This window comes from Streptomyces sp. NPDC091371, assembly GCF_040684275.1.
Taxonomy (GTDB): Bacteria; Actinomycetota; Actinomycetes; order Streptomycetales; family Streptomycetaceae; genus Streptomyces.
Map to the genome: position 1 here is coordinate 19,646 of NZ_JBFBFP010000015.1, position 16,659 is coordinate 36,304.

Below are 16,659 nucleotides of genomic sequence, written 5' to 3' on the forward strand. Positions count from 1 at the left end.
CGTGGCCTCACAGGGTTACAGGAAGGAGAAGCGGGAAGCGGGGTCGAGGAACAGTCCGTCGCCGGGCCGCACGTCGAAGGCCTCGTAGAAGGCGTCGAGGTTGCCGAGTACGCCGTTGCAGCGGAACTCGGCGGGCGGGTGGCGGTCCGAGGCGAGGCGCTCGGCCAGCCGGGCGGGGACGGTGCGGGCGCGCCACAGGGTGGCCCAGTGCAGGAGGAACGACCGGGTGCGGGCCGCGTCGAGCGGTCCCTCGTGCGCGGCGAAGGCGTCGAGGGCGACGGTGGCCCCGGCGATGTCGGCCATGTTCTCGCCGACCGTGCGGGCGCCGCTGACCCGGCGGCCGGGCAGTCCGGCCGGCTCGTACCCGTCGTACTGGGCGACCAGCAGGGCGGTGCGGCGGGTGAACTCGGCCCGGTCCTCGGGGGCCCACCAGTCGCGGAGCCGGCCGTGGCCGTCGTAGCGCGAGCCGCGGCTGTCGAAGGCGTGCGACATCTCGTGGCCGATGACCGCGCCCAGGAGCGCGAAGTTGCGGGCGGGGTCCCCCGCCGGGTCGAAGACGGGCGGCTGGAGCAGTCCGGCGGGGACGACGACCTGGTTGAGCCCGTGCCGGTAGTACGCGGTCACCTGGTGGGGGTGGATCTTCCACTCGGTGCGGTCCACCGGGCGGCCCAGGCGGGCGAGTTCCCCGGCGATGCGGTGGGCCCGGCCGTGCTTGACGTTGCCGAGGAGGTCGGCGGGGTCGAAGGGCTGCGGCTCGCCGGCGTCCCGCGCCCGCACCGCGGGGCTTCCGATTTCAAAGACCATCGCGTCGAGCTTGTCCAGGGCCGCGGCCCGGGTGGCCGGGGACATCCAGTCGGCCCGCTCCAGGCGCCGCCGGAAGGCCGCGGTCAGAGCGTCGACCAGCTCGCGGGCGGCGTCCACCGCGCCGGGGGCCAGGTACTCGGCGGCGTACCGCTCTCCGACGGCGTCGCCGGCGAAGGTCTCCACGAAGGAGACGGCCCGGATGCGGCGGGGCCGGGGCTGGGTGAACCCGTTGAGGAGCTGCCCGTAGAAGGCGAAGTTGTCGGCGAAGACCTGGCGCGGCCCGAAGGGCACCATCTCGTGGACGTAGCGCCAGCAGACCCACCGCTTGAGCTCGTCGAGGGTGTGTCCGGACCACCAGGCGTCGAGGGCGTCGGGCCACTCGGGCTGGCGCACCCGCACGGTGGCGCCGGCGGGGACGGTGCCCAGCGCGGCCAGCCACGCCGCCCAGGGGAACCCCCCGGTGCGGGCGGCCAGTTCGGCGGCGGTGCACGACAGCGGCCGCAGGGGCGCGCCGCGCCGGGCGGCGGTGTGGCGGGCGGCGAGTCCGCTCTCCAGGGCGAGCACGGAGGCGGCGGACGGGGCGGGGTCGGGAAGGCCGGCGTGGGCCCACATCACGGCGATGTGGCCGAGGTAGCGGCCGCGGAGCGCGGCGCCGTCCGCGTCCTCGTCGTCGTGGTGGTAGGCGGTGGCGGCCAGGCCGAGTCCGGCCTGGGAGAGGACCAGGACGTACGCGCCGGTGCCGGCGGTGTCCACGGCGACGGTGAAGTCGACGGCGCCGCCCACGCCTTGGGCCTGGAGTCGGCCGAGGACCGAGGCGAGCTCCTCGCGGGTGGCGGCGGCGTCGACCGCTTCGAGGTCGGCGGCGAAGGCCCCGGCGGCGCCGAGCTCCTCGATGCGGTCCTCGTCCATGAAGGAGGCGTGCAGGGCGGCGATCCGGCGGCCGGCCGGGTCGCCGGCGGCGTCCCGGGCGCCTGCGCCTTCGGCGGCGCGCAGGATCACGGCCTCGGCGTCGGCCTCGGCCCGGTCGGCGAGCAGGGTCAGGGTGGTGGCCTCGGCCCGGTGTGCGGGCAGGGTGCAGCGGTCCGTCCAGTGCCCGTTCACGAACCGGTAGAAGTCGTCCTGGGGGCGTACGGAGAGGTCGAGTTCCACGTCCTCCGGGAGGGCGGGGGCGCCCGCGGCCGGGTCCGAGACCGTCGTCATCGCAGTGCCTCGGCCTTGCGGTCGGTTCCGGCGTCGGCGCGGTCGGCGTCGGCGCGCTCCGCGTCGGCGGACTTCAGGACCCGGCCGCTGAAGAGGGCCAGGGCCAGGAGGCAGAACACCCCGGCGGCGAGGAAGCCGTAGCGCGGGGCCGCGATGCTCATCGCCGCGCCGCCGACGACGTAGCCGATGGCGGGGCCGGTGTTGGAGACGGCGCCCAGGGCGGCGAAGGCGCGGCCGCGGTGGGTGTCGGGGACCCGGACGTTGAGCAGGATGTGCGTGACGGTGGCCTGGGCGCCGTTGCCGATGCCGCCGAGGATGTAGAAGGGCACGATCCACCAGACGCCGGGCGCCAGGCCCGTGCCGAGGATGGCGACCGCGATGCAGACGAAGGTGCCGATCAGGACGGTCTCGTAGCGCAGGTTCTTGGCCCGGCGCACCAGCATGCCGCCGGGGATCAGGCCCAGCATCCAGGCCGACATGATCAGGCCGAAGGTCTCCTCGGAGGACCCGAAGGTCTCCCGTACGTAGAAGACGATCAGGACGTTGATGATGCTCGCGGCGGCCATCACGGCGCCGCTGAGGATCAGGACGGCCGTCAGGAAGCGGTCGGAGGTCACCTTGTACGGGGCCTTCGCGGGCTCGTCCGCCCCGGCAGCCGGGGCATTGGCGCCGCGGCCCTTGTGCAGGCGGGTCTTGATGAGCAGGCCGCCGGCGACGACGGCGGCGAAGCTGAGCGCGTCGATCAGCAGCGGGATGGACACCCCGAAGCGGCCGATGAGCAGGCCGGCGATGCCGGGGGCGGCGACCATGCCCGCCATGGCGGTGGTCTGCGAGATCGAGGACGCCCGGGGCACGTTCTCCTTGCCCACGATGGCGCTCGGCAGGGCGCCGAACACCGGGTGGGTGAAGGCGAGTCCGGAGGAGAGCAGCACGGAGAGGGTGATCAGGACCACCGGGGAGGTCCAGATGGTCATGGCCACGCAGATCAGGGCCTGCAGGGAGCCGACGACCACGATCAGGTTGCGGCTGTCGAAGCGGTCGGCGAACCGTCCGGTCAGCGGGGACAGCAGGACCGGCGGGACGGTCGCGGCCAGCAGCAGCGCCATCACGGCGTAGGAGCCGGCGCCCTGGGACTGCAGTTGGAGGGCGATGGCCGTCTCGGCGGCGATGTCGCCGGCGAAGGACAGGCCGCGCATCCCCGCGAGGATGTACACCTCGCGCCAGGCCCGGCGGGAGGGGGGCGGGGCCTCGGTGGTGGCCGGAGTTCGGGTGTCGATGGCCATCTCGTGGCTCACTTCCCCTGGTCGTGGTGGTCGGCGGTGGGCGGCTGTACGGGGAACACGGCGTGCTCGGCGCATTCGAGGACGCCGATGCGGGCGAGACCGCGCGCGGCGCTCAGGGAGCGGGCCGCGTCCACGCCGGGGAAGAACTCGGACGTGGTGACCTGGCGGCCGCCGTCGAGGTCGCGCAGCGAGCGGGCCACGGCGTCGGGCACGGCGATCCGGTGGCCGTTCACCCGGATGCCGGTCTTGCCCCCGTCGCTCTCCCCGATCTCGACGGGGGCGCTGCTGCGCCGGACGAGGGAGTCGGTGGTGAGGGCGTCGGCGGCGTGCAGCCGGGAGAACTCGCGGGGGCGTCCGGCGCCCGCCCGCTCGCGGCCCGCCTGCGCCAGGCGCTTGGCCTCCGAGACGGGCTCGAGGCCGGCGAGCCGGTCCCGGAGGAGTTCGATGTGCCGGCTCAGGTCCGCGACGGCCTCGTCGCCCCCGGGGCCTTCGCCGGGCAGGTACGGGAACGCGTGGAACTCCGGGTCGCGGACCACGGAGTCGACGGTGTCCCGGAGCAGGTCGCGCCAGCGGCGGGGCTCGATGCCGACCGACAGGTGCAGGGACAGCTCGCTGCGGGCGGCGGCCGCGTGCGGGGTGCCGTGCGGGACGTACAGCACGTCGCCGGGGTGCAGGGTCACCTCGATGACGGGCTCCCCGAGCTCCTCGGCCGTGTACGAGGCCTCGTCGCCGCGGCGCACCTCGGGGGTGGCCCACACCCGCCAGGTCTTGGTGCCGTCGACCTGGACCACGTACACGTCGATGGAGTCGTGGTGCGGGGAGAACCCGTCGTTGCGGGCCGGGGTGACGAAGAGGACCACCTCGCCCTCGCAGGCGAAGGTGTCGGTGAAGGGCGCCAGGAGCCGGCGGGCCGAGGGCAGCACGTGGTGCAGGGAGTTCCAGGTGACGGTTCCGCCGGAGCGGAACAGCTCGTAGACCTTCTCGGGGTTCACGGCCTCGGCGAGGGCCGCGCCGCGCGCCACGGTGCGGGTGTAGGTGCCGCTGGGCACGCCTTTGCCGCCCTTGGTCACCCGGAGGTAGGAGGGCGGGGTCGTCTCCAGGGCCAGTACGTCGTCGAGCTGCCGCACCGAGGGGAGGCCGTCGAGGCGGCCCGCCAGTGCCCCCTTGCGCAGCAGCGGCTTCTTGTTGAAGTGCTCGGCGAGGAACGTGTCCCGGTCGCCGACGAAATCCTCGAAGGAGTACGTGTCCACCTTCTGTTGCCTCCACTCGTGCACGGGGACGCCCGCCGCGGACCACCGGGGAGGTGGTCCGGTGGTCCGCGACGGGTCACGTCCGGTACCGGCTGCTCGTCAGCCGGCCGCAGCCAGTTCGAACACACCCAGGCGGGTGAGTCCTTGCGCGGCCTTCGTCGAGCGGACCGCGTCCGCTCCCGGGAAGATGAGGGACGCCGCGATCGACGCGTCCGGGCCGAGCGCGGCCAGGGTTTCGGCGATCGGTGTGGGTACCGCGATCTTGTGACCGTTGACGGTCATCTGGGTCCGGCCGTTGTCGCTGGCGCCGAACTCCAGGGGGGCGCTGCCCCGCTTGAGGCGGGCGTCCGGGCCGAGTTCGTCCATGTCGGCGATGGCCTGGAAGGTGTTGCCCGCGGAGCTGCCCTCCATGTGGCGGCCGAGGTCGGCGAGCCGGTCCAGTTCGGCGCCGGCGGCCACGTGCCGCAGGCGCGCCGCGAGGGCGGCGACCTTCTCGCCGTAGGTGGTCTCCACGTCGGGCGAGCGCAGTTCCCCGATGTAGGGGTACGCGTTGAACTCGCCGGACTCGTCGGCGGTGATGAGCTCCTCGACGGTCTGGCGCAGCAGGTCCTTCCACATGCGCGGGCGCATCATGACGGACAGGTGCAGCGAGGCCTTGCCCTCCGCGGCGGCGGCGTGCGGGGTGCCGTAGGGGAGGTAGAGCACGTCGCCGGGCTGGAGGGAGACCTCGATCTCCGGCTCGCCGAGTCCTTCGAGGGTGTACTGGGCGTTGTCGCCGAGGCGTTCGGCCGGCGGGTTCCAGAGCTTCCAGTGCTTGGTGCCCTCGAGCTGGACGATGAACAGGTCGACCGGGTCGTGGTGGGGCGGGTAGCCCTTCTTCCCGGTGGGCGTCAGGAAGGCCACCGAGTCGGTGCGCACGGCCATGCGGTCGCTGATGACGCGGGTGAAGTCGCGCAGTTCCGGGACGATCTGGTTGAGCGAGCACCAGGTGACGGTGGCGCCGGCCCGGAACAGTTCGTAGATCTTCTCGGGGTCGACGACGTCGGTGATGGTCTGGCCCTGGACGACGACGTTGCGGGTGTAGCCCTGCTCGGGGACGCCGTTGCCCCCGAGGTTGACCTTGATGTAGGGCGGCCGGACGACTTCCAGGTTGACCAGCTGGTCCAGCTTGCGGTGCGAGAGGATGTCGCGCGGGTCTCCCGGCACGGCGTTCTTCCGCAGCATGGGCTTCTTGTTGAAGTATTCGGCGAAGAAGACCTGCTCGTCCCCCACCAGATCTGCGAATGCGTAGTTCGCCATACCGAGCTCCTAGAAAGAATCGGGCCGCGGGGAGGGGCGGCGCCTTCCGGCGCCGCCCTCCGCCACAGCACTACTTCAAGAACAATTACTGGATGTTCTTGTAGTAGGAGGTGGCGAGCAGCTCCTCGGCCGTCTCGATGAACTCGATGTCGTCGAAGTCGACGTTCTCCATGAGATTCACTTCCCTTCGTTTCTTTCCGGTCCGCCGGGGTTTTCCCGGGCGATGAGAAAAGAATGCCCGGGGGTTTCTGGAGGGTCAACGCCGTTCAACTGCACGGGCTTCGGCGCAGTTGAACGGAAACGAAAAGCGGCCCCGACCTGTGGGGTCGGGGCCGCGGTTCTGCGGTTCGGCGGTCCGGAAATCGGAAACGGGCGCTACGGGGCGAGGTCGCCGGCGTAGTTGGCCAGTGAGCGGTTGTAGCGGGGCAGGTGGCGGGCGAGCGCGGTCAGGGCGAGCGACAGCGCCTCGCGTTCGCGGCCGGTGTCGGCCAGCGCCAGCGCGAGGAAGCCGACGACGGCGTCGTCGAGCAGGTCCGATCCCTCGGCGCGCTCCGCCTCCAGCAGGGCGACGCTCTCGTCGGCCCGGCCGAGGTTGCGGATCGAACTGGCCATCTGGATGACGGCGCGCCGGCGCCGTACGCCCGTCAGGCCGGTGGCCAGGGCCTCGCGGTAGAGCGGGGCGGCGAGGTCGGAGTGGCCGGTGGAGTCGTGGGCGCAGGCGCGCTCGAACAGGCCCCGCGGGTCCCCCTCGGGGAGTTCCGCGGCCAGGGCCTCCACCCGGGCGAGGAACTCCTCCTCCTTGTGGTCGTCCAACTGCTCCCAGAGCGCGGCCACACGCTCTTCCCATACCGCTTCAGTCGTCGTCATTTCGGCAGCCTCCCACTTCCGCACCGCTCATCACAATCCCGTTCGGGGTCCTGGGCGAACCTGTCCGGATTTCGCCCGTACAACGCGAAGGGGCGGCGTCCGGATCGACGCCGCCCTTCACGCAGGCATTACTACAGGAACAATTACTGGATGTTCTTGTAGTACGAGGTCGCGAGGAGCTCCTCGGCGGTCTCGATGAACTCGATGTCGTCGAAGTCGACGTTCTCCATGAGATTCACTTCCCTTCTGCCTGTGCATTTCTGCCGGGGTGTTTCCCGGCAACGGCAGAAGAATGCCCAGGAGCCCGCCGCCGGGTCAACGCGTGTTCAACCGCGCCCGCGGCGCAGTTGAACACGCGGCCGCGGCCCCCGTATCGGCAGCCGCCTCTCGGAGGAGCGGGCGTGGGCGGACAGCCTGCGCGGATGGTTTCGGTTCGTGGTCCACAGGTCGTCACACACACGGCCACCGGCCCGGCTGCGCGTTCTCCCCGGACGGCCGCCGTATGGGTCTACCGGCCTGACGTCATGGGCCGCGGGACGGCGGACCAGTGGGTCGCGTACGACGCCGAGAGCGGGGCGGTTCTCCCCCGCACCGAGTTGCGGACGGCCGGGCACGGCGGGACCCAGCTCGCCCATCCGACGGACGGCAGCATGTTCCTCGACGTCGGCGAGGGACAGGACGGATCGGTCATCGTCCGGTCCGTGGCCCCGGCGGACGGGGGCGGACCCGGCTTCGTCACCTACCGTTCCTATCCAGTGTGCAGGAGTGAGTCTTGGACCCACTGGTGCGTGCTGGGCGCATCCCGAACGGTTTTGGATGCACTGGGTCCCCGCGTTCTCTTCCCGCTCGGCGTCGGCTTTCCGTGGAGCCGGTCCGTTGCGGGTGGGCGGTTTCCGTCACGCCGTTGGGTGCCTGGTCCGGCCTGGGCGGTCCGATGCCCCACACGATCACTCTGGTCGGGTGGGGGCGGTGCCGTCCGTCGCCGGATCGGGTGCCCGAGGGCGCGTCGCCCGATCGCGATACCGGCGGCATCGTGTCGGGACATCTTGCGGCGTGGGGTGACCAGCGGTTTCTGCCAGTGCTGGCCGCCCCACCGGGAGGTGTAGGCGGGATCGACCGCGACGATGGAGAGACCGTGTTCGGCGGCCATCGAAACAAGCCGGGCTTTGAGCCTGCCGGTCGGGATGCCCGAGATGAGCTGCCGGAACCGTTTCCTGCGGCCGTGCTTCTCGCGGGTCTTCTCGGCGGTGAAGTCGAGGTCTTCGATCGCGATGGCCTTGACGCCGGCGCTCTTCGTCCAGTGCAGTAACCGGGTGATGGCGTGTCGGATCTGGGCGTCGCGGTGGTCGGCCGAGCCGCTGAGGTCGTAGGGGAAGCGGTGCGGCTCACCGATCGGGTTGCCATGCGGGTCGAGCCGGTAGGCGGCGAAGTGATCGGCGTTCGTATCGACGCCGACCATGCCGCTCGACCGGGCTGCGGTGAGCGGGATCGTCTGCACCACGGGGCGCTGCCAGGACGCTGTCAGGTACCAGCGTCCACGCTCCACATCCAGGTGAATGCGGTAGGCGACAGCCCGGTTTGCTTCGATTCGGTCGGCCCATTCCTGGCCCCGATGCTTGAACGCCACAGTGGAAGCCAGGACGTAACGGCCATGCCTGGCGTTGGCCAGGTGTGCGAGCGGGGCTGGGAGCTTGATGCTGATCTCGCCGTCGGGGATAACGCGGATCGTTTCGTTCCCGAACAGTTTCCCGGACTCGCCGTCAGCGGCGATGAACCAGCGTTCGGCATCCCAGCGGGCGCGCCACCACTCCTCGGTCAGTTGGGCTTCGGCCAGGTTGTGCCGGGTGTTCGCCAGCCGCTTCCCGCCACGGACCACTCGGACCCGCCCGGCCTGCCAGTCTGCGAGAGCGGCTTCATGGCGAGCCTCCAGGGTGGCCAGACGCCGTGACTTGGTAAACCACTCCTTCCTGGAGCGGTAGCCGCCCGCCGCGCGCTTGCTCCCTTTCTCCCCGATCGGCAGCGACAGCCGGTGCCGCAGCGTGCCGATGCCGGCGGCCAGGTCCTGGATGTGCGCTACCTGGCAGCGGCGGGCGAGCGCCCACTGATCGTGGCTGGCCTTGGTGATCGCCCCGGCGATCCGCGACGACGATTCCTTCGTCAGCTCCCGCTTGCGCGCCGCCCAGGTGTCGGTGCTGTGGTCGGGCCCATCCGCGCAACGCCGCTTGAGGTCACGGGAAGCCAGAGCCCCCTGATGCTCACCCACCAGCCGCAGAACCTCCTCATCCTGCGCGGTGAGGCACTTGAGACGGTCACGTACCGCCACACCCGCCGGGCCGACCGCTACAAACGAGGGGGCGATGGCGCGCAGCTGCTGTGCTGGATCAGCCATCACCGGCCGCCGCCTCCAGCGCCCTGCGCGCCCGGTTCTTCGCGGAACGCTGTCCGTACACGCGGGCACAGAACGACGTCAGCACCTCGGCCATATCGCGGACCAGGTCGTCTTCGACCTCGCCGTCGTCCAGGACTACCAGGCGGCGGCCGGTCGCGGACAGAGCCGCTTCAATCAGTTCGACGTTCATGCGCCCAAGGCGGTCCTTGTGCTCCACCACCACAGTCGTGACATCCGGATCGGCCAACAGGCGACGCGCCTTGGTACGCGAGCCGTTCATCCCGGATGCGACCTCGGATTCGATCCTCACCACCCGATGCCCGGCCTTCGCCGCCCACGCCGACAACCTGGCCGTCTGCCGCTCCAGATCCGGCTTCTGATCATGAGAGGAGACGCGGGCATACAGTCCGACACCACCGACCCTTTCCGGCACGGCAAGGGCCTCAACGTTCACCAGAATCGTGCGCGGCCCCACACGCTCGGCCGGAACCGGCAGATTGCCCTCACGGAACCAGCGATACGCGGTCTGCGGATGCACACCCTGCGCCTTCGCCCACGCCTTGAGGTTCATGCACCCGACCGTAACGACACTCACGTAAACGCACTATCACTCACAAGAATGAACTGAAAAACCAACAGCGCCCAACCCCTGGTCCGACCGCCGGCTGATCGCCCTGTCACCGGGCGGAGAGCAGTTCATGACGGTCCACCACGAGCAGACGGACGTCGCCTTCCACCGCCACCCCGACGGCGAGGTGACCCTCACCCTTCCCGTGGAGGCCTTCGGGTACGACCCGGAGGAGGTCTTCATGGAGTGGAGCGGCGGCTACCTGACCCCGCACACCGCCCTCGTCTCGGTGGGCGGGGAGGAAGAGGACGAGGAGGTGTGGTTCCGCCACCACCTCGTCGACCTGCGCACCGGCACCGTCCGGGGCGAACTCGCCGTCGAGGTGGACAACCCGTACCAGCTCCAGCCGCTCGGCGACGGCACCCGGCTCACCCCCGGCCCGTCCGGCCACCCCACCCGCTGGGCCGACGGACCGGCGTAGGGCCCCGGGGCGGGGGTGCCGGTTCAGAGGCTGCGGGCGGTGATGTTGCCGTAGGACGTGGTCGCCTGGATGTTCAGGCCGGCCGCGGCGCCGTCGGTGTTCTTGAGGGCGTTGCTGATGCGGCCGTAGGCGGTGCCGGCGTCGAGGGTGGCGGAGGTGGTGCGGGCGGCGCCGACGGTGATGTCCCCGGCCTCGGTGCGCAGTTCGACCGTGCCGCGGTGGGCTTCGGCGATGGTGATGCCGCCCTTCTGGGTGCTGATCCGGGCGGGGCCGCCGAGGCGGCCGAGCGTGATGTCGCCGGCCTGGAGGGTCAGCTGCGCGCTCGCGGTCTCGTCGAGCTTGACGGTGCCGTGGGCGCTGGCGTAGGTGACGTCGCCCAGGCGGCCGACGCCGCGGAACTCAGCGGTGGCCGTCTTCGCCTCGACGCGGGAGCCGGCGGGCAGCTGGACGGTCACCTCGACCGCGCCGGGGTTGCCCAGCACCTTCGCCGCGGGGGCCGTGATGTGCAGGACGCCGTCGCGGTAGTCGACCGCGACCTGCTCGGCGGCCTTCACGTCGCGGCCCTTGGCGGCGTTCGCCGGCCGGACCTCGACCGTGGTGTCGGCCCGGTCGGCGGCGATGAGCTGGATGCGGCCGGCGGGGATGTCCAGGTGGGCGGAGACCGGGGCGAGGGTGTCGAACTTCTGCATGGTGTGTGTGCTCCTTCAGCGCTTCTCGTTTCTGATGACGTGAACGCTACGTTGCCTTCACGGAGTCGGCAACACATCCGTTGCGCAGAATTGATGTATGCGCAGGTCAGAGCTCTCATTTCGTTGCAACCGCGTTGATTTCAATGCAACATCGGCCGACTGTTCGTTGCATCTAATGGGGAGTGAACGCTATGCGGCGCCGGTGTGGGTCACATAGGCGGCCAGGCCCGTCGGGGAATTGCCCGCCCAGCCGATGTAGCCGTCGGGGCGGATGAGGAAGAGGCCGTCGCCGTAGGGCGCGTACGAGGGGAGGCGGACGGTGTGGAGCGGCGGGAGGGGGGCCGCCGCGGACGGGCCGATGGCCAGGAGGGTCCAGTGCGGGCCGCGGAACTCGTCGAAGAGGCGGACGCCGGGGAGGCCGTCCGGGGCGCGGTCGCCCGCGCGCAGGGCGTCGTCGGGGAGGTCCGTGCGGGTCTCCCGGGTGAGTGAGGAGTCGCGGTAGCCGAGGGCCAGTTGGCGGGTGGCCGCGCCGCGGCGGGCCTCGCCCCGGTGGATCCTCGTGGAGAGGCCGAGCATGTCGGCGGCGACGGTCAGGCGCTCCTCCTCGTAGGTGTCGAGGAGGGACTCGGGGGCCCGGCCGTGCAGTACCGCGCCCAGTTTCCAGCCGAGGTTTTAGGCGTCCTGGACGCTGGTGTTGAGCCCCTGGCCGCCGGCGGGCGAGTGGACGTGCGCGGCGTCCCCTGCCAGGAAGACGCGCCCGGCGCGGAAGCGGTCGGCCAGGGCGGCCCTGGGGCGGAAGTCCGAGGCCCAGCCCATGGCGGTGACGTCGTGGGGCGAGAGGTGCGAGCGGGCGGCCACTGCCTCGCGGACCGTGGCGGGGGTGGGCTCCACGGCGGTGCCCTGCGGGAACTGGGCCACCACCTGGAAGTCGTCCGTGCCGGCGAGCGGGCAGATCGCGAGGAAGCCCGCGTCGTCGGTGGGCGGGAAGATGTGCCAGTTGTCGCGGTCGAGGCGGTCGATGCGGACGTCGGCGACGAGCATCGGGTGCGGGTCCACGGTCTCGCCGGTCATGGCGATGCCGAGGGTGCGGCGCACGGTGGAGCGGCCGCCGTCGGCGGCGACGGCGTAGCGGGCGCGGACCGGCGGGCCGGAGGCGAAGGCGGCCGTGACGCCGTCCTGGTCCTGGTCCAGGGCCACCAGCTCCCGGCCGAAGGCGATCTCGCCGCCCAGTTCGGCGAGGCGGGCGGCGAGGATCTCCTGGGTGCGCCACTGGGGCACCATCCAGGGCTCGCGGTACGGGGAGTCCTCGCCGCCCCGGTCGCTCTCGTCGAACATGCGGTGCTCGCCCAGGCGCCGGCCGTCCTGCCAGATCATGCCGACCGGGTAGGGGCCGCCGGCCGCCCGGATCGCCTCCCCGACCCCGAGGTCGTCGAAGACCTCCTGGGTGCGGGGCTGGATGCCCTTGCCGCGCGAGCCGGGGAACAGTCCGTCGGCCCGCTCCACGACGAGGGCGCGGACGCCGCGGCGGGCCAGGTCCACGGCGAGGGTGAGGCCCGTGGGGCCTGCGCCGACGATCAGTACGTCTTGTTCAGGGGTGTGCACGGGCATCTCCTTAACGGTGTTAAGTTGCGTCTCCCGGAGAGTGCCCTTAACGGTGTTAAGCTGTCAAGCGTGACGACCCGGAGAGCTCCCCGACTGGACAAGAAGCAGGTCGTGGACGCCGCGCTGCGGCTGCTGAACGAGGTGGGGCTGGAGGGGCTGAGCCTGCGGGTGATCGCCAAGGACCTCCAGGTACAGGCACCGGCCCTGTACTGGCACTTCCAGGGCAAGCAGGAGCTGCTCGACGAGATGGCCACCGAGATGTACCGCCGGATGGTCGCGGGCCTGCAGATCGCGCCGGACACCGGCTGGCGGGAGCGGCTCACGGCCGGCAGCCGCGGGCTGCGCGCGGCGCTGCTCGGCTACCGCGACGGCGCGAAGGTCTTCAGCGGCACCCGCTTCACGGGCACCGAGCACGCGGTCCAGATGGAAGCGAACCTCGGGGCGCTCGTCGAGGCGGGCTTCACGCTGCCGCAGGCGGTCCGGGCCGCGTCCACCACGTACTTCTTCACCCTCGGGTTCGTCACCGAGGAGCAGGGGGTCGAGCCGCTCCCCGGCGACCGCAGAGAGGGCTACGACGTCGACGAACGCGCCGCCCGCATGGACGGGTTCCCGCTCTCCGCGGCCGCCGGCGCGGACCTCTTCCGGAACTTCGACGAGGGTTTCGAGGAGGGGCTGGCCCTGGTGATCGCGGGGATCGAGGCGCGCTACCGGACGCCTTGATCAGCCCCGGTCAGGCCCGGCCGGCCCCGGGGAGGCGCAGGGCCAGGCCGTCGAGCATGGCCTCCAGCCCGTAGGCGAACTTGGAGTCGCGCATCGCGACCGGGTCGAACTCCGCGGCCGCGGCGGCGGCGTAGGCATCGGCGAGGTTGTCGTGCCCCTCGGCGGCCTGCTGGGCGGCGGGCATGAGGCGGGCGATGAACTCCGCCTCCGTCTCACCGGAGCGGGCCACCGTGGTCAGCCAGGCCGCCTCGGTGGTGCTCATGCCGATCACGTACGCGAGGAGGGAGTCGATCGCCCGGGTGGGTTCGGAGAAGCCCGCCTCGATGAACACGGCCGCCAGCCGGCTGGAGAAGTCCATCAGGTTGGGGCCGAGGTACGCCAGACCGGCCTGACCCAGCAACGAGGACAGCCACGGGTGGCTCAGGGCCGTCGTACGGAAGGACGCGGCGGCCCCGGCCGCCGAGGTCCGCCAGTCGGCGGCGCCGGCGGGCGGCACGGCCATCTCCCCGAAGACCTCGTCCACGGCGAGCTCCATCAGCTCGTCCTTGGTGGCGACGTGCCGGTACAGGGAGGTCGCCCCGGCGTTCAGCCGGGCGGCCAGCTTCCGCATGCTCAGGGCCTCGACGCCCTCGGCGTCCAGCATCACGATCGCTTCCCGGACGATCGCGTCCCGGGACAGCGCGGGTTGTTCCGCCTCGCGGGCCCGGCGGGTCCAGACCGAGGGAATCGGCTGCGGCTGTTTGTCGGCGGCCATGGGCTCGCTCCTTTGCGTACGTCGTGCGCATTCAGCGTACAAGGCTCAAGGGTTGCGCACAGTGTGCGCATGGGCGTACGGTGTTCGCAAGAGCGCGAACAGTGTGCGCAGCACTGGAACAGTGTGCGCAGTCGGAGGGGAAAGAACGATGGAAGCCGCAGCCGCAGTAGCAGGGGCCGGGACCCGCAACCCGCGTCGCTGGTGGATCCTGATCGTGCTGTGCCTCAGCACGCTGGTCCTGGTGGTCGACAGCATGGCGCTGACCGTCGCCGTGCCGGCCATGACCGAGGACATCGGGGCGAGCCCCCAGCAGATCCAGTGGATCCTCGACTCCTACGTGCTGGTCTTCGCCGGCCTGCTGCTGACCTCGGGAAGCCTCGGCGACCGGTTCGGCCGCCGGAAGGTGATGATCATCGGTCTGCTGCTCTTCGGGGCGGCGTCGCTGGCCGCGGTGTTCTGCACCACCCCGGGTGAGGTCATAGCCGTCCGTACGGCCATGGGCGTCGGCGGCGCGCTGATCATGCCGTCCACCCTGTCGATCCTGATCACGGTCTTCGACGAGGTGGAGCGCCCGAAGGCGATGGCGGCGTGGGGCTCGGTGTCGATGCTCGGCCTGGTCGGCAGCCCGGTCCTCGGCGGGGTCCTGATCGACCACTTCTCGTGGCACTCGATCTTCTTCATCAACGTACCCGTCGTCTTCCTGGCCGTGGCGGCCGGTCTGCTGCTGATGCCCGAGTCCAAGGCCCCCTGGCAGAAGCCCGACCCGCTGGGCGCCGTCCTCTCCGCCGTCGGCATGACCTCGCTGGTCTGGTGGATCATCGAGATCCCGCAGCACGGCGCCTTCGAGGGCCGCGGGCTGGTCACCCTCGCCGTCGCCGTCGCCTCCCTGGCCGGCTTCGTGGTGTGGGAGAACACCACCGCCTCGCCGATGGTCCCGCTGGTCCTCTTCAAGCACCGCAACTTCACGGGCGGTTCGATCTCGCTGGCCCTGGTCCAGATCGGCAACGGCGGTCTGCTCCTGGTCCTCACCCAGTACCTCCAGTCGGTCCTCGGCTACTCCCCGGTCAAGGCCGGTCTGGCCTTCACCCCGCTGGCCGTGGCCGCGCTGGTCGGCAACGGGGTGGGCGCCAAGCTCGCCGCGAAGACCGGCTACCGGTCGCTGATCCTCGTCGGCATGCTGTTCATGGCGGCCTCCTTCGGGCTGCTGACCACCCTCGGCACCGACAGCGGCTTCACCCTCCCGGCGGTCGCCCTCGGTCTGCTCGGCCTCGGCGCCGGTATGGCCATGCCGGCCGCGGTGGGCGCCCTGATGGGGACGATCCCGGCGGACAAGGCGGGCGTCGGCTCCGCCCTGAACGACACGATCGGGCAGGCCGGTACCGCCCTCGGCATCGCCATCCTGGGCTCGCTGCTCACCAGCACCTTCTCGGGCCGGATGCCGGAGGATGCCCCCGAGCAGGCCAAGCAGTCGATCGGCGGCGCGATGGCCGTCGCCCAGGGCGACGCGGGTCTGGTCCAGGCCGCCAAGGAGGCCTTCACCGCCTCGATGTCCACCACCCTCACGGTCAGCGCGATCGGTGTCCTGGCCGCCGCCCTGCTCGCCGTGGTGGTCATGCGCGGCAACAAGGCGGAGGCCCCGGCGGAGGCCGCCGGCACCCCGGAGAAGGAGCTCGCGCCGACCGCCTGACCCGTCCGGCTCCCCCTCGCGTCCCCGCACACACCGTTCGGCCCCGGGCCGGCACCCTCCATGGGTGCCGGCCCGGGGCCGTTCGCGGTCCGGCCGGCGGGATGTGAAGTTCTCATGGGGCGGGGGGCCGCAGGTCACGGCCAACTGGTGTCGGCGTAACTGTCCCGCCGCGGGGTGCCGGTGCGAGCCTGAGGGAGGGTCATCGAAGGGAGTGGGCATGGAGCGGCTGGAGATCGGGCTGTTGGGGCCTCTCGTCATCACGGTCGACGGGAAGTCCGTCGTACCCAGTGCCGCGAAGCAGCGCGGGCTGCTCGCGCTGCTGTCCGTGAACCTGGGGCGCGAGGTGGGGATGGGGGCGATCGTCGAGGAGCTGTGGGGCGGGTGCCCGCCCAACGGGCCGGCCGCCGCGGTGCAGACGTACGTGAAGCACCTGCGGCACCGCATCGCGGAGGTCGGCGGCGCCGATCCCAAGGAGATCGTCGCCAGGGGGTACGGGGGCTACCGGCTCGGGTCGGCGGTCGCGCGGGTCGACGCGCGGGAGTTCGAGGCGACCGTGAGCGAGGCGAACCGGGCGCTGGCGGCCGGGGACGACGAGCGCGGCGCCGACCTGCTGAAGTCCGGGCTCGCCTTGTGGCGGGGTCCCGCGCTGGGCGACGTACCGCAGGGCGGGGTGCTGCGGGCCGAGGCGCTGCGGCTGGAGGAGGTGCGGCTGGCCGCCACGGAAGCCCGGATCGGCGCGGAGCTGCGGCTCGGTGCGCACACGCGGCTGGTGAGCGAGCTGACGGCGCTGACCTCGCTGCACCCGCTGCAGGAGAACCTGCACGCGCACCTGATGCTCGCGCTGTACCGCAGCGGGCGGGCGTCGCGGGCGCTTGAGGTGTTCCGGCGGCTGCGCTCCACCTTCGTCAGGGAGTTGGGGATCGAGCCGTCGCGGCGGCTGCAGGAGCTGCACCGGTCGGTGCTGGGGTGCGATCCGACGCTGGACGAGCCGGTTTCGAGCCTGGTGTCGCGTTAGCCGCGACGTGAAAAGTTCATGGTCACTGTATGACTCAGTGGCTGTCGTGGG

13 protein-coding genes and 1 pseudogene are annotated in these 16,659 nt (G+C 71.5%); 4 read left to right on the forward strand and 10 right to left on the reverse strand.

All coding sequences use genetic code 11. From position 1 onward, the window contains the following. Nucleotides 1–15: 15 nt before the first annotated feature. The 7 genes from AB0O21_RS18435 to AB0O21_RS18465 all read right to left on the reverse strand — a co-directional run bounded on the left by AB0O21_RS18435 (nt 16) and on the right by AB0O21_RS18465 (nt 9,663). On the reverse strand, nt 16–2,004 hold the full coding sequence (locus AB0O21_RS18435; protein ID WP_365172184.1) for a M13-type metalloendopeptidase: 1,989 nt from the start codon (nt 2,002–2,004) through the stop codon (nt 16–18). Further along, the gene (locus AB0O21_RS18440; RefSeq protein WP_365172185.1) at nt 2,001–3,299 is read right to left on the reverse strand and encodes an MFS transporter; all 1,299 of its coding nucleotides are present in this window, start codon (nt 3,297–3,299) and stop codon (nt 2,001–2,003) included. Before AB0O21_RS18440 ends, AB0O21_RS18435 begins: the two co-directional genes overlap by 4 nt. Next, nucleotides 3,296–4,537, reverse strand: a complete 1,242-nt coding sequence (locus tag AB0O21_RS18445) for a cupin domain-containing protein (RefSeq protein WP_365172186.1) — start codon at nt 4,535–4,537, stop codon at nt 3,296–3,298. Before AB0O21_RS18445 ends, AB0O21_RS18440 begins: the two co-directional genes overlap by 4 nt. A 99-nt stretch (nt 4,538–4,636) precedes the next feature. Then, the gene (locus tag AB0O21_RS18450) at nt 4,637–5,836 is read right to left on the reverse strand and encodes a cupin domain-containing protein (protein WP_365172187.1); all 1,200 of its coding nucleotides are present in this window, start codon (nt 5,834–5,836) and stop codon (nt 4,637–4,639) included. Between the two features lie 375 nt (nt 5,837–6,211). Further along, a complete protein-coding gene (locus tag AB0O21_RS18455) occupies nt 6,212–6,703 on the reverse strand; it encodes a tetratricopeptide repeat protein (RefSeq protein ID WP_365172188.1) in 492 nt (163 codons plus the stop codon). Nucleotides 6,704–7,451: 748 nt separating this feature from the next. Then, nucleotides 7,452–9,092 carry an IS200/IS605 family accessory protein TnpB-related protein gene (locus tag AB0O21_RS18460; RefSeq protein ID WP_365172189.1) on the reverse strand — a complete coding sequence of 547 codons (1,641 nt, stop codon included), beginning with the start codon at nt 9,090–9,092 and terminating at the stop codon, nt 7,452–7,454. Continuing rightward, the gene (locus AB0O21_RS18465) at nt 9,085–9,663 is read right to left on the reverse strand and encodes an IS607 family transposase (protein ID WP_365172190.1); all 579 of its coding nucleotides are present in this window, start codon (nt 9,661–9,663) and stop codon (nt 9,085–9,087) included. Before AB0O21_RS18465 ends, AB0O21_RS18460 begins: the two co-directional genes overlap by 8 nt. A gap of 127 nt (nt 9,664–9,790) precedes the next feature. Here AB0O21_RS18465 and AB0O21_RS18470 point away from each other — a divergent pair, with 127 nt between their 5' ends. Beyond that, a complete protein-coding gene (locus AB0O21_RS18470; protein ID WP_365172191.1) occupies nt 9,791–10,141 on the forward strand; it encodes a hypothetical protein in 351 nt (116 codons plus the stop codon). Nucleotides 10,142–10,164: 23 nt separating this feature from the next. Here the strand turns inward: AB0O21_RS18470 and AB0O21_RS18475 are convergent, their stop codons facing one another. After that, nucleotides 10,165–10,830, reverse strand: coding sequence for a DUF4097 family beta strand repeat-containing protein (locus AB0O21_RS18475; protein ID WP_365172192.1), 666 nt, complete (start codon nt 10,828–10,830; stop codon nt 10,165–10,167). 189 nt (nt 10,831–11,019) lie between these two features. Continuing rightward, nucleotides 11,020–12,459 (reverse strand): annotated as a pseudogene (locus AB0O21_RS18480) (FAD-dependent monooxygenase); the annotation flags it as partial. A 42-nt stretch (nt 12,460–12,501) separates the two neighbouring features. On the opposite strand from AB0O21_RS18480, the gene AB0O21_RS18485 reads away from it, so the two are divergent. After that, complete coding sequence (locus AB0O21_RS18485) at nt 12,502–13,152, forward strand: TetR/AcrR family transcriptional regulator C-terminal domain-containing protein (RefSeq protein ID WP_365172193.1); 651 nt, start codon at nt 12,502–12,504, stop codon at nt 13,150–13,152. A gap of 10 nt (nt 13,153–13,162) precedes the next feature. Here AB0O21_RS18485 and AB0O21_RS18490 read toward each other — a convergent pair whose 3' ends face one another. Beyond that, a complete protein-coding gene (locus AB0O21_RS18490; protein ID WP_365172194.1) occupies nt 13,163–13,906 on the reverse strand; it encodes a TetR/AcrR family transcriptional regulator C-terminal domain-containing protein in 744 nt (247 codons plus the stop codon). Between the two features lie 148 nt (nt 13,907–14,054). Between AB0O21_RS18490 and AB0O21_RS18495 the strand changes: the two genes are divergently transcribed. Further along, a complete protein-coding gene (locus tag AB0O21_RS18495) occupies nt 14,055–15,593 on the forward strand; it encodes an MFS transporter (protein WP_365172195.1) in 1,539 nt (512 codons plus the stop codon). Nucleotides 15,594–15,810: 217 nt separating this feature from the next. Beyond that, a complete protein-coding gene (locus AB0O21_RS18500; protein ID WP_365172196.1) occupies nt 15,811–16,608 on the forward strand; it encodes an AfsR/SARP family transcriptional regulator in 798 nt (265 codons plus the stop codon). Nucleotides 16,609–16,659 lie beyond the last annotated feature (51 nt).